Annotated in this window: 10 protein-coding genes and 3 pseudogenes; 7 read left to right on the plus strand and 6 right to left on the minus strand. The window is 66.8% G+C overall.

Annotation, left to right across the window (positions count from 1 at the left end; genetic code table 11):
• Positions 1–81: 81 nt before the first annotated feature.
• Positions 82–429 (plus strand): annotated as a pseudogene (locus AB0F68_RS30575) (transposase); the annotation flags it as partial.
• Positions 430–799: 370 nt separating this feature from the next.
• On the opposite strand, the gene AB0F68_RS30580 reads toward AB0F68_RS30575, so the two are convergent.
• Together AB0F68_RS30580 and AB0F68_RS30585 are read right to left on the minus strand one after the other, a co-directional pair.
• Positions 800–1,204: a DUF4440 domain-containing protein gene (locus AB0F68_RS30580; RefSeq protein WP_357344510.1), complete on the minus strand. Its 405-nt coding sequence runs from the start codon at positions 1,202–1,204 to the stop codon at positions 800–802.
• 112 nt (positions 1,205–1,316) lie between these two features.
• Complete coding sequence (locus AB0F68_RS30585; protein ID WP_357344512.1) at positions 1,317–1,727, minus strand: GNAT family N-acetyltransferase; 411 nt, start codon at positions 1,725–1,727, stop codon at positions 1,317–1,319.
• A gap of 972 nt (positions 1,728–2,699) precedes the next feature.
• Here AB0F68_RS30585 and AB0F68_RS30590 point away from each other — a divergent pair.
• A pseudogene (locus AB0F68_RS30590) lies at positions 2,700–3,313 on the plus strand (IS5 family transposase); the annotation flags it as partial.
• 49 nt (positions 3,314–3,362) lie between these two features.
• Here AB0F68_RS30590 and AB0F68_RS30595 read toward each other — a convergent pair.
• The 3 genes from AB0F68_RS30595 to AB0F68_RS30605 all read right to left on the minus strand — a co-directional run bounded on the left by AB0F68_RS30595 (position 3,363) and on the right by AB0F68_RS30605 (position 4,845).
• Complete coding sequence (locus AB0F68_RS30595) at positions 3,363–3,590, minus strand: hypothetical protein (protein WP_357344514.1); 228 nt, start codon at positions 3,588–3,590, stop codon at positions 3,363–3,365.
• Positions 3,591–3,808: 218 nt separating this feature from the next.
• Entirely contained in the window at positions 3,809–4,564 is a 756-nt protein-coding gene (locus tag AB0F68_RS30600) for a 50S ribosomal protein L11 methyltransferase (protein WP_357344517.1), read from the minus strand.
• 77 nt (positions 4,565–4,641) lie between these two features.
• On the minus strand, positions 4,642–4,845 hold the full coding sequence (locus AB0F68_RS30605) for a cold-shock protein (protein WP_107078210.1): 204 nt from the start codon (positions 4,843–4,845) through the stop codon (positions 4,642–4,644).
• Between the two features lie 1,938 nt (positions 4,846–6,783).
• Here AB0F68_RS30605 and AB0F68_RS30610 point away from each other — a divergent pair.
• Both AB0F68_RS30610 and AB0F68_RS30615 read left to right on the plus strand, forming a co-directional pair.
• Positions 6,784–7,134 (plus strand): PadR family transcriptional regulator, encoded by a 351-nt coding sequence (locus tag AB0F68_RS30610; protein WP_357344518.1) that lies wholly within the window; start codon positions 6,784–6,786, stop codon positions 7,132–7,134.
• Positions 7,131–8,189, plus strand: a complete 1,059-nt coding sequence (locus AB0F68_RS30615; protein ID WP_357344520.1) for a hypothetical protein — start codon at positions 7,131–7,133, stop codon at positions 8,187–8,189. The genes AB0F68_RS30610 and AB0F68_RS30615 overlap by 4 nt, the downstream gene beginning before the upstream one ends.
• Before the next feature lie 1,078 nt (positions 8,190–9,267).
• Here AB0F68_RS30615 and AB0F68_RS30620 read toward each other — a convergent pair.
• The gene (locus AB0F68_RS30620; RefSeq protein ID WP_357344522.1) at positions 9,268–10,176 is read right to left on the minus strand and encodes an LPXTG cell wall anchor domain-containing protein; all 909 of its coding nucleotides are present in this window, start codon (positions 10,174–10,176) and stop codon (positions 9,268–9,270) included.
• 394 nt (positions 10,177–10,570) lie between these two features.
• On the opposite strand from AB0F68_RS30620, the pseudogene AB0F68_RS30625 reads away from it, so the two are divergent.
• The 3 genes and pseudogenes from AB0F68_RS30625 to AB0F68_RS30635 form a co-directional block, all read left to right on the plus strand.
• A pseudogene (locus AB0F68_RS30625) lies at positions 10,571–10,819 on the plus strand (IS110 family transposase); the annotation flags it as partial.
• Positions 10,820–10,945: 126 nt separating this feature from the next.
• Complete coding sequence (locus AB0F68_RS30630; protein WP_357344524.1) at positions 10,946–11,281, plus strand: hypothetical protein; 336 nt, start codon at positions 10,946–10,948, stop codon at positions 11,279–11,281.
• 586 nt (positions 11,282–11,867) lie between these two features.
• Positions 11,868–12,152 carry a hypothetical protein gene (locus tag AB0F68_RS30635; RefSeq protein WP_357344526.1) on the plus strand — a complete coding sequence of 95 codons (285 nt, stop codon included), beginning with the start codon at positions 11,868–11,870 and terminating at the stop codon, positions 12,150–12,152.
• The last annotated feature ends 7 nt before the right edge of the window (positions 12,153–12,159 follow it).

The raw sequence follows: 12,159 nt of genomic DNA on the forward strand, positions 1-12,159 counted from the left end.
CCGAATCCGCCGCTCGAGTTCCCTAGATCGGCCGTCCATCATCGGCGCATCCCGACACCGATGCCGAGGGCGACGTGCGGCGTCGGCCCCGACGTCGCCGCCCAACTACTCACCACCGCCGGCGCCAACCCCGTCCGACTCCACTCCGAAGCCGCCCTCGCCCACCTCTGCGGCGGCGCACCCATCCCCGCCAACTCCGGACGGGTGCGCCGCCACCGCCTCCACCGAGGAGGCGGCCGCGGCGCCAACCACGCCCTGCACACCATCGCGCTCTGCCGCCTGCGCTACGACCAACGAACCCGCGCCTACCTGCAACGACGCACCACCGAAGGCCTCAGCAAGCTAGAAATCCTGCGCCGCCTCAAGCGCTACATCGTCCGCGACGTCTACACCGCGCTGGTCGCCGACTTCACCGCCCTGACCACTTGACCTCCGTTAGGAGCATCGGGATGGCGAGTCGTGATGCCGCGAGCAGGTGGCCGCCCCTGGCGGCGCCGTGGACGTGGTCAACCTCGGCGCCGTCGACCACACCGGCCGCCGATGATCCGCACCTGGTTCCTTCAGCTGAAATCCGATCGATAGCACCACCATGGCGGTACCGCCGTCGTACGCGAGCCGCCGGAGCCGCCAGCACCAGATGGGATTCCGTCGTCTCCCGGAGAATTCAGTCGCACAGGTCCAAAATCTCGACCAATGAAGCGCAGTGGTATTACCCAACCGGCGGCCCGTTCACCTGAGGCTTGAGCGTGGAAACCCAATCTTCCGTGATACGGGTAGTTCCGCCACGCGCGCCACGTGTTCAGGCGGGCTGTCGCACCATCGTCCCAAGAGCATTGTCGATCAGGTACCGCCAGCGTCCATCCGCGCCGCGGCGCACGACATCACTTGCCGAGCCTTCGAGGTGTACGTGCTCGCCGTCGGGACCTGTGCCATCAATTGACCAGTCCAACACGATCTGGGCGATATCGCCGGCAACGAACACATGGCGCGCCTTGGCCTTCAGCGGCAGTCCGAGACTGATATCGCGCTCGAGTTGGGCAGCGATCTCAGTGGGATCAGTGATGGGTCGCCCGTCCCTCGCGACGAACACGACCCCCGGCTCGAACTGGGCCATCATTGCGCTGACCTTGCCGGAGTTAAATCGCTCAATCAGCGACGCGACGACGCCTTCGGGTTCAGTGGCGAGTGGATAGGATTCAGACATTTCGGCCCCCTGTTCCTGTTGGTGGAACGGTCCGGCCACAACTGGACGGCCTCGTCCAGTGGGCCTGAACCTTCTTCGCGGTCGGCGCGCATTCAGACGCGACGACGCGTGCTCAATGCCCATGCCCGGCTGTGTGCGACCGAGGGAATGCCGGGTCTAGAACGTCGGCATATTCCGGATGAGCATTGACGAATGCTGCCGCGAACGGACACGTGACGGTGGCGGTCTTTCCTTGCATGCGCAGCTCGTCGAGGACGCCGCCGATGAGCCTGGCCGCTACTCCCTTCCCCCGGAACTCGGGGAACACGGATGTCGCCATCAGTACGACGCGGCTCCCGGCCTTACTGTAGACGAGACCAGCGGCTGTCCGGCCCCCAATCGCGGCCTCGTAGATGCCGAGCTCACTGTTATCGGTGATGACGACGTCTTCCCCGTCGGGCGCGGTGGCTCCCGACAGGTTCGAGGCTCCCAAATCTTGCTCGGCACTGGTCAACGTGATCATGTCCTCGGCGTTGCCCGCCATGTTGTCTCCTGAATCTCGCGTTGGTCAGCGACCTGGGAGTGCCCAGTCAGGTCGGATGAAGTGGCAGGGATATCGCGTCTCGGACTATTGCTAACCGACGTCAGACACGTTGGCATCATCCGGGTTCGCCACGATTGACCGGATTCTTTGCGCTCACATCACCAGGAAGTCGTCCGTGCGGTACTGGCCGGGCGGGACGTGGGTGTCGTCGCGTCTGCGGCCGTCGAAGTCGCGTGTGATCACTGCCATGCCCCCTCCCCATGTGGCCGGGCGGCCGCGATCCCGCTGCCGCCCGTGCTTCCACTCAGCCCGTGGATTCGATGTGGTACCCGCCCATGACGTCATCGTCAGCGAGTGCCCCGGTGATGAGATTCTCCGCGGTGAGGACGTGGTCGCCGCAATCCGGAATATATCAACTGGACCCCCGCGTCCAGGGTAGGCAGGCGTGGCACCGGTCGACAAGTCGAGCTGGCCATCGGTGGTTTGGAGCACCATCAGCGCGCCAGACGGTTGTGGCGGTGCGTCCCTATCCGGCGGATGCCTCCCACGCGGGAGTGTAATGGACGATATAGTCCATAAAGCGCGGCTAGAGATTACTCCGAGTTGGTGGTTCGACACGTCGTAGCCACTGCGAGATGGCGGCGGCTAGTGTCTTGCCCGATGTCAGGAGAGTTCGGTGCACGTTGTTGCCTCCGGTGGGAACGTTGTCGATGGCCAGGGCGGTCGATGCGTTGGACATGATCGCCGCCCTGACCGCTGCACAGCTTGTGTTCCAAGACGGTGCAACTCAGTCATTCACGGCGGGTGGTCGAACGACCTACGTCGACAGGGGCACATCGTCAGAGGCGGAAGCCATGCTGCGGGACATGGGTGACTAAGAACTTTTAACAGAATGATCCAGGCAGACGCGGGTCTGTCCCTGATGGACGTTCAGCTACAGTGTTCGGCCGTGAGGCGAGGTGAGCAGCCGCCGTGGATCGTCTCGGACGACCTGGGACCGAGATCGAGCCGTTGCTACCGCCCCGCCCGCCTCGTCGGCAGCGCTATCCCGGTCGCAAACCGCTTGATGACCGGCAGGTGTTGTGCCGGATCTTGTTCGTGCTCTACACCGGGATCCCGTGGGAGTACCTGCCCCAGGAACTCGGGTTCGGGTCAGGCATGACCTGCTGGCGCCGGCTACGGGACTGGAACGACGCCGGTGTGTGGCAACGACTGCATGAGCTCCTGCCGGGCAAGCTGCGGGCCGCCGGTCAACTGGACATGTCCCAGGCGGTGATCGACGGCTCCCACATCCGGGCACTCAAAGGCGGCCCAAAACCGGTCCGAGCCCGGTCGACCGCCGCCGCTCGGGCTCGAAACACCACGTCATCACCGACGCGGGCGGCATCCCCCTCGCCGCGACCCTGACCGGCGGCAACCGTCACGACGTCACCCAACTCATGCCCCTGGTCGACAAGATCCCCAGGATCAGGGGCATCCGTGGCCGACCCCGACAGCGACCCGAGCGGATCTACGCCGACCGGGGCTACGACTTCGACATCTACCGCCGCCAGCTGCGCGACAGGGGCATCACCCCGGTCATCGCGGCAGCCGCTTCAGCAGTCCAGACGCCGACCGGCTCGAGGTCATCTCGCGTCACGAGGGCGGATCGGCGAAATCGGCCGGATTGAGATTGAGCGTCGCGAGTATGCCTGAGTGCTGGGCGGTGTCGATGCGGCCCGGCAGCTCTCGGTCGACCCAATCGGCCCGGCTGTGTTGGCCCCGGTGGCGCAGGGTCTCGAGGACTTTACCCTTATCAATCTTCATCGTCTGTATCGGCTCTCTTCGCGCAGAATGAATCTGCATGCTGTCGGACTCGTCCATAGCCCCAGAGGCGAGCCGTCGGCCGGACGCCTTGCTGAACGGAACCGGCTGGAGACATGCTGAACGGTCAGTGCGGTGCGTCTATTTCGTCGGCTGTAGAGGGTCGGCGGCGCGAAACTCGATCGTCACGACCGGTCTTCGGGGCGTCAGCCACAACATACCCACTGGCATCCCGTGCACCTCCTGTAGAGCGGGGCCAGCAGAGTTGTCCCGGCGCGTCACGCCCGCAGCTGCGTGGCCGGGCCCCGCTGGTCGTCCACCTGGTCGCGTCGTGGCTTGAGCACGCTCGTTAGGTGAAGCTGCGCGTCTTCCGGAACGCTACTCACCGGCACCTTGTAGGTCGCCACCCGCTCCAGCCAGTCATGGGGCACGTGGCCGCGGTCCGGATCGCCGACAACGACCCGACCGCCTCTCGCCGCGACGCGAGCGAGGAACGGCAGCATCCGGGCCGCCACAGACGGGTGGTAGAGGGCGTCACCGGTCAACACCACATCCACGCCGTCACCGTCGCCGTCAAGCAGGTCACTCGACGACAGGGTTAGTTCGACGCCGTTGGCGTGGGCGTTGGCACTGATTGCCGCGATCGAGTACGGGTCGATGTCGTTGGCGGTGACACCGGCGGCGCCCGCCATAGCCGCGGCGATGGCGACCAGTCCGGAGCCGGAGGCGACGTCGAGGACATGGCGACCGGCCACCGTGTCCGGGTGATCCAGGATGTAACGCGCGAGAGCCTGTCCGCCGGTCCAGGCCGAGGCCCAGAATGGCGGCGGGAGGGCGTGCCCCGCCTCGGCTTCGAGCCGGGCCCAGAGGACGATCGCGTCCTCGGCCATGACCAGTCGCACCTCTGGCACCAGCGGCACCGGCGCCAGCCGGAGCCGATCGATGCTGGGTGTCCCGGTCACGCGCTCGGGAGCGGACAGCGCGTACAACACCAGCGGTTCGAGGCCGGGCACCGTGGCGTCGGAACGGACCATTATTGGCCGGTTCGTGGTCTCAGCCGCCGCCGTGGCGACGGGCGAGGCCTCGCCGCCACGGCTCCGCGGTGTCAACGTCAGACCAGACGGATGTTAGCGGCCTGAAGCCCCTTCTGGCCCTGCTCGACGTCGAACTCGACCCGCTGATTCTCGTCCAGGCTGCGGAACCCGCTCGACGAGATGGCGGAGAAGTGGGCGAAGACGTCAGCGCCGCCGTCATCCTGCGTGATGAAGCCAAAACCCTTGTCCGCGTTGAACCACTTGACTGTACCGAATGCCATGTCTTCTCCTTTGAGTAACTGATAGAGCCACTTACGGCCCCGGTTGTCGCCGCCGCTCGTCCGGAAGGAACGCAGAACAAAAAGCGCCTCGCGGGTTGGATACCCACCAGGCGCTGGCAAAGTATGCGACAAACCAAAGCTTGCAACTCGCTCACGCTAGCACGGCGCGCCGCCGACGGTGTCTTGGCTGTAAGCACTGACCGCGCCGGCTACCAACCCCCGTGCCGGATGAGAACGCTGCCGCTCCCTGTGGCAACGGACGTGGTTTCCACGGCACTCGTTCGGCGCCACGGCACGCGTCACGAGGCGGGGCGGCGCGCGCCGTAAAGCTTCCAACGTGGGAGCCGGCCCCAGCCGTACACCGTGGTCATTTTGGGTTAGGATTTGGCGGGCGGGCGGGCCGAGCGAAACGGGTCCGACACTGCCCCGGCGAGCGGCCGGATCCGCCCCGATCATCTTCCGCACCCGACCTGTGGGCGGGTGAGCCGCGCGCTAACGCGCAAAAATTTGGAGCAGCTGTTGACTGAGGTAGCTACGCATGACTCAAGCCCCTTCCGTGCAGCACCGGGAGCAAATGCGCCTTTCGACCACGCACCTGCCGTCGACGTGAGTTCGGCTGCGATGACTCGGCTGCGCACCCCGTTCGATACCGAGGGTGACGCCGACCGGCAGCCGGCGGCCGCGCCCTTCGCCGCTCGCTAGGCCATCACGCGCCACGGAGCCCAGTCGGCAAGGGCCCTGCGGATTCGAGAACGGACAGCTCGTCCCCGCCGTTCGTGTTCTTCTTCCTGTTGCCGCGAACATGTGAGGAAGCGTTCCGACAAGGCCGGGGCTCGCCCTGCTCGTCCTTCCGCGACTCTTAGGAGTAGCACGTGGGCATCGACGGCACAGCCAGGTCAGCGATCGCCTCACCCCCGTCGGCCAGCACGCGGAAGGTCAGCCGGGACCTCGCCGCCTACGCGGCGCGCCAGCAGTGGGACGGATGCACCCACTGGACCGGCTGCGTGTTTCTCCCGATCGGCGGCCGTGACGACAACCGACCAGACCCTTGCCCCGAGAAGTGGGGCGACGAGTTGACGCTATGCCGCCTGATAAAGCGCGCGTTCGTGAGCGCGCTCCCCGACGACCGTCTCGGCTGCGAGAGCCAGTGCTGGTGCCAGCGGAGGCATCGGGCCGGCAGCTCGCGATTTCATCGACGGTCGAGGGCTCGGTGCGAAGCCGGTGCGGGGGAGCAGGTTGGGAGCAACAGGCTGTACAGAACGGTTTTGAACTTCGTCGACCGGCATCGAGCGGCCCTCAACTGCCGGTGGAACCGGCTGAGCGCGTCACTGGGTGGGCGTTGTCGGGCGGGGTGCAGGTGTGGGTTTGCCGCAGGTGGGTCAGGATCTGGGCGGTGGTGTGGGTGAGCCAGCCCAGTGGCGCCTGCTGGTTGGGGTGAAAGGCTTCTCAACTGGTGCAGAGGATAGTTTCGAGTGCCGGTTCGCGGGGTGTGATGTCCGAGCTGGTCATCCGCGGTGTTCTCCTTCGGCCGTGGGGCAATGAGACACGTAGCCGAGATGCCCAGCGTCCGGCCCCGTTACGGATGGTCGTGGTGCGCGCCCGCGAATCCCCTCGTTCCGCCGCCGAGGCCTCTCCTTGCGGCTTGCGCAGAGGGCGGACGTGTTGTGGGGTCCGGGTCAGTACAACGTGACCGCTGTATCCGGGACCTAGGACGATGGCCGCCCAGTTGGTGGGTGGGGCGCCGATGACGCTGCTCTCAACCGCCCGGCATCACAGGAGTGCAGTCAGGCCCGCCTAGGTCTCCCGCCCTCCGTTGAGTCACCGCGCCCATGACCACTCCTATGTCGTCAACTCTGCGCGCGCCGAAGGTCCTGTGAATCCACCGGGGTATCTGTCTCCGGTGCCGCAGCATATCTTGTCTTCCACTATATTGGGTGGATGAGTTTTCGGGCGATGACGGAACCGGCCTTCTTCATCCTCACCGCGCTGCTCGACGCTCCGCGCCATGGCTACGGGATCGTTGCGGAGGTGGCAGAACTGTCGCGGGGGCGGGTGCGGCTGAAGATTGGCTCCCTGTACGGGGCCCTGGACCGACTCGTCGGCGAGGGCCTGGTCGAACTGGACCGCGAGGAGGCGTGGCAGGGACGGTTACGCCGGTACTACCGGTTGACCGAACAAGGCCTCGGCGCCCTCGATGCAGAGGCTCAACGGCTGGCCGCCAACGCGCGCCTCGCCTCGACCCGGTTACGCGACCGGCGGAACCCGATCACAGGGGTGGCGTCGTTGTGAGCCGGCTGGAGGAGCGCTACCGCTTCATCCTGCGGCTGCTGCCCGCCGCCTACCGGCAGCAATGGGAAGACGACATGGTCGCCGCCTTCCTGAACAGCATGGACACCGGCGACCCGGAAACCACCGCGTACGCCGCAGACTACGGCCGGCCGAGCATCTCGGAGGTCGCCAGCATCGTGTCCCTCGCCGTTCGGTTGCGTCTGGGCGGGGCTGACGCGCCACCTCGCTCGTACGCCTGGGGGCAAGCCGTGCGACTGGCGACCCTGATGGCGATGCTGGCCCACGCCGTCATGGTCACCACCAGTATCGCCGTCTCACTGTGGCTCTCCGGGAAGATCGCCTGGTTGCCAACTCCGGAATCCGAATGGGCAAACACTTCACCGTCGAGCATCTGGCACACCGCGTGGAACCTGGCCGGCTACGCCTGGTTACCGGCCTACATCGCGCTCGTCCTCGGACACCGGCGTGTGGCCCAGGCAGTCGCGCTGCTTGCCATCGTGCCTCCCGCCCTCACTACCGCCGTGGAACAAGCCACCGGTGACGTACCGCTGTCCGTGTCGCCCTGGGCGATGCTGCTCGTCGACGTGGCCCTGCTACTCGCCATGGCGGCCTTTCATCACGGCGCTTCACCGGTGCCGCGCCGCCCCTGGCTCCTCGCGCTGCCGGTCGGCATCCTCCTCGTCCCCGTGCCGCTGTTCACCATTCAGGCGACCACGCCGGCGCTGAGGCTTCTGGATTGGCCGGGCCTGTCCTGCGCGGCGGTTACTGCCGCCATGGTGATACACCTGACCGTTCGAGTATCCCGTCGTCGTCCTCGCACCCTGCCATGGTCGCTAGCGCTCACCCTGCTCGCCGTATCCACGCTCGCCCTGCGAACCGCAACCTTGACCGACTACGGCGACCAGGCACAGCACACAACCCTCGCCACGATCGCTTCCGTGCAGGCTATCGCCGTCCTAGCGGTGGGCGTACCGCTCGCCGTGCTAGCCATCCGAGCGCTGCGCCGACTGCCACCGGTCCCCGCCACCCAGAGACCCACCACACCGACCGAATAGGAACACGAGATGTTCGGCCGCGCCGGCCTCGACCTACTGCGCAAACGCGTACTACTCGCGCACTGAACGCTTCACACAACCGGCGACAAAGTCCGCACCTTGACCACGATGGCGTCGATGAACACGGCCGCGTAGACAGAGCGCTTTCCAACGAACGTCGCGAATCGATTGACGCTGCCATCGTCGCATCATCTGGTTGGGGCTGCTGTCGTTGAGGCACAGACGTGGCCGATCGTTGAGCTCGGCCACGATCCGGTCGAGCTGGCAGCTGGTCCAGGCGCCGAGGTTCGTTTCTTTGGGCAGGTACTAGCGCAGCAGTCCGTTGGTGTTTTCGTTGGTGCCGTGTTGCCAGGTGAGTGCGGGTCCGCGAAGTAGATTTTCAGCCCGGTGGCATGCTCGATCCGCTCGTGGTGGAACATCTCATTGCCCTGGTCCCAGTCAACGACCGCTGCAGCGGAGGTGGGAACTGGGTGAAGACGTCGATCAGGGCGTCGCCGGCGGACCGGGCGTTGTGCCCGCGGGGCAGCCGGACCAGGACGGTCAGTCGAGTCTTGCCAGTGTCGCGATCGCTGAACGCTGACCGGGCGCCGACGATCAGGTCTCCTTCCCAGTGCCCGGCCTGCCGGCGAGAGGTGACACTGGCTGGTCGCTGCCGGATCGACTTCATGTTGGTGGACTGCTTCAGGGCCCCCTCGCGGGACCGGCCCCGAGCTGCTCATACCGTCTAGCCGAGGAGGACCAGCTGGTGCGCGGCTGGCTCGACGTGCCACCGGCCCGGGAGCCACTGCCCGGCGTCGACTGCCCGCACTGCGGCGAACGGCAGCTCTACGTCCAGACCGCGAGCCCCGTCCGTCCTGGACCGTCGTCTGCGGCACCAACCGGCTCTAGGCTGGCGTCGGCCTTGTCGAGGGCGATTGCTGCCCGTGCTGGAGGCCCGAGGCGGTGGAGGCCCTCGCCCACATCTGGCCGCGCGCCATCGTCCTCGGTGCGGTCGCGGGGGCCGCACCGACCAGTAGCCGCGTCCGGTTAACACGAACGCCCCCACCACCTCACGACAGCGGGGGCGTTCCGGTGAAGGTCAGGCGTCGAAGCGGACCCGACGGCGGCGCGCCACCACCAGCGCCACGCCAGCCAGCACCGCGATTACACCGACGGCGCCGAGCGCAGTAGCGTTGATACCGGTGACGGGAAGGCCGCCGCCCGCGCCCGGCGGCGCGGGGCTGATGGTCGGCGGGGCGGTGGTCGGCTTGAGGGGGTTGGACTCGCAGCCAATCCCCGGCGTGCCCCTGTTGCCATCCAGGCCCCACGGGTCGTTGTTCACGTCCACCAACGTGACCCGGTACTTCACGTCAGAGCAGTTAACCGTGCCGGGAGGGTTTGGGAAGTCGGCGCACAGGTTCTGCTCAGTGCCGGTGTAGACGTACGCCTCGCAGTGTCGCGGCTCCGCGGGCTGGCTGGTTGGCGGGGTGGTCGGCGTCTTCGTCGGTTCGGCGCCCGGCTCGGCCGCCTGGAAGTCGACCAGCTCGTCGGAGATCTGCAGGTCCGACACCACAACCGTGCCGGGGGCGGCGACGTTGTCGTACACCACGCCGGCCTGCCCGATGGTCCCGGCCGCCGGAATTGTGAACGTGATCGTGCCTTTCTCGCCGCACTGCGTGCCGGCGGTGATGTTCTGGTCCCACGAGTTGGTGTTGGTGCCGTTCACGACCACGAAGACACGGGGCGCGCCGCCGCTGCACGCCGCCCCGTCGGACAGCGCGATGGAGAAGCTGACCTCGTCGCCGGCCTCGACGTCGACGCCGAGGTTCGCGGCCTCGACGGACGTGTTGTTGCCGACCAAGGTGACGGAGTGCTTGCCGGTGATCGACGAGTCACCGTTGGCCATCCACACCGGATCACCGGGCGCGGCCTGAGCGGACCCGGCCAGAGCCAGAGACGAGAAAACGAACGCGCCGACCGCGGCGCCGACAATCCTGAGCGTGCGCATAGAACTCCTTGGCTGAGTGTCGGTTTCCGCTCGCCGGCGGGAACTGGGCAGTCAGACTGGATTAACGACCGCCCGGACCAGGCACAACGCGAAGAACGCTACTATCAGTCGTCAATCCGCGACGGTCACCTGTTCGGGCCGGGGACGGTCGGTCGCGCGGCCCGCAGCATGCGCGCCGGACGACAGAGCGGATCGGCTGTTCGGGCCATGCCGGCTCCTACACGCCTACCTCGCGGCCGTCGGTAGCGGGTGCTGGGCGGCTGTGAGAGCCAAGCTGGGAGCCATTGGCTGCCTCTGCCCGAACAGCGCACGGGACATGCCCTCCGCGGCCGAGCGGCGGTCGCCCTCCATTAGATGCCCGTACACGTCCTTCGTGATCGAGATTGACGTGTGCCGCCCGCAGCGATACAACCGCCCGCTTCGCCACGTGTTCTACATGTCCGCCCTGGCCACCCTGCGGATCAACGGCCCGAACCGCGACTACTACCAGCGCAAACGCACGGAGGGACGAAAACACCAGCAAGCCCTCATCACCCTCGCCCGCCGCCGCGTCGATGTCCTCTGGACCCTGCTCCGCGACAACCGCTGCTTCCAACTCCAGCCACCGCCAGCGCCTTTAGCACCGGCACCGGCACCGGCATAAGGGGACGTCTACCGGAGCGCTACTTGCACGGGACTGCATTCTTGGCCTGTGGCGGGACATGAGGGTGGCAAGTACTACGAGGTCTTCTCCGACTTGGCAGGCGTCGTCTTGGAGGACTCTTAGGTCTTGGACGTTGACGTCTCCGCGACCGTGGTGGTCTTCAAGCTCGACGCCGCCCTCACGCCGGAGCATCCTGCCTACCGGCTAGCCCGCCCCGACGAGACACACTGCTATCGCAGCGCGACGTTGACCGTGCGGAGCGATTCGGCTATCCACGTCCGCCTGTCGATGGCGCTGCCGGCTACGGATGCCTCAAAAGAACGCGACTACGGCCACATCGACACCCTGCACCTGGCGGCCGATCACGGACCCGAGGTCTGGGAACTGACCGGCGACTGGGGAGAGGCCCTGGTACGCCAACCGGGCATTGACATGCGGCTCGAAGCACCTACACACGGCTGATCACGAGCGGCGGTGCGCTGCCCGCACCCCAACCCTCCCTCGGAGACCGCAACGGGTCCCCTCGGCCGGGCACCACAAGGGCTGCCCGGGAACCTCGGCCAGGTCAAGGCGAAGCCGCGACGCGGTCTCCTCCGGCGAGCCTCGACCCGACCGAGAACCCCGGACAGGAACCAGCCTGCCCGACCGAGGAGACCCTGCCCACCGCACGGCCCACTTGACAGCCGCCATTGAGACTCGTCCGGTAGGGCGCTCCACCTTGTCCCCGCCGGGGAAGCTGGAAGATCTGGCGACTGCCCGACGAGGAGATCTCGCTCCCTCCCGGTTGGTACGCTGCGCGCCCGCAAGAGGTGGGAGGGACGTTGTGGGCAGATTCCTTGACCGGTGCCGCAAGCGCGCTGACCGGGGTTGGCGCGGAACCCGCAGAGGGGATGCGGCACGCCACCCGCTGTGTTCCTGCTGCGGGCAGCCAAGGGATGTCCATGACCGGCACGCTCGGATCCGGCTGCCTGATCCTGTCCTTGACACGCCCAGGCGGCACCGGGCACGAGGTGCCTGGCTGAGCCATGCGAGCCCGGACGCTTCGGTGATGATGCAGGTTCCCGGGGTGGGTGCCTTGGTGCGGGCACTGCTTCCCGTGCAGCTGACCGGCGGCTTCAGCGCCACGCTCGGGGTGTGGGTCGCCCTCGATCCCGCTGACCTCCAGCGCGCGTCCGCGGTGTGGTGGGAGCCGGAGTGTCAGGACCTCGTGCCCGGCCTGACATGCGATCTCAAACACGCTCTTACCTTGTTCTTTAACCCTGGCGTCTCGGCGGGCGAGATAGTCCTTTGTGGGCTCGGCGTGTCGTGGAGACGGAAGCCGGCCACCGTCTGATGATCCT

This window comes from Micromonospora sp. NPDC023966 (assembly GCF_040639095.1).
Lineage (GTDB): Bacteria > Actinomycetota > Actinomycetes > Mycobacteriales > Micromonosporaceae > Micromonospora.

Bases quoted from the DNA above. Each gene is read 5' to 3' on its own strand.
- AB0F68_RS30585 (WP_357344512.1), bottom strand. From the start codon at position 1,727: ATGGCGGGCAACGCCGAGGACATGATCACGTTGACCAGTGCCGAGCAA.
- AB0F68_RS30635 (WP_357344526.1), top strand. From the start codon at position 11,868: ATGATGCAGGTTCCCGGGGTGGGTGCCTTGGTGCGGGCACTGCTTCCC.
- AB0F68_RS30605 (WP_107078210.1), bottom strand. From the start codon at position 4,845: ATGGCATTCGGTACAGTCAAGTGGTTCAACGCGGACAAGGGTTTTGGC.
- AB0F68_RS30620 (WP_357344522.1), bottom strand. From the start codon at position 10,176: ATGCGCACGCTCAGGATTGTCGGCGCCGCGGTCGGCGCGTTCGTTTTC.
- AB0F68_RS30595 (WP_357344514.1), bottom strand. From the start codon at position 3,590: ATGGACGAGTCCGACAGCATGCAGATTCATTCTGCGCGAAGAGAGCCG.
- AB0F68_RS30610 (WP_357344518.1), top strand. From the start codon at position 6,784: ATGAGTTTTCGGGCGATGACGGAACCGGCCTTCTTCATCCTCACCGCG.
- AB0F68_RS30580 (WP_357344510.1), bottom strand. From the start codon at position 1,204: ATGTCTGAATCCTATCCACTCGCCACTGAACCCGAAGGCGTCGTCGCG.
- AB0F68_RS30600 (WP_357344517.1), bottom strand. From the start codon at position 4,564: ATGGTCCGTTCCGACGCCACGGTGCCCGGCCTCGAACCGCTGGTGTTG.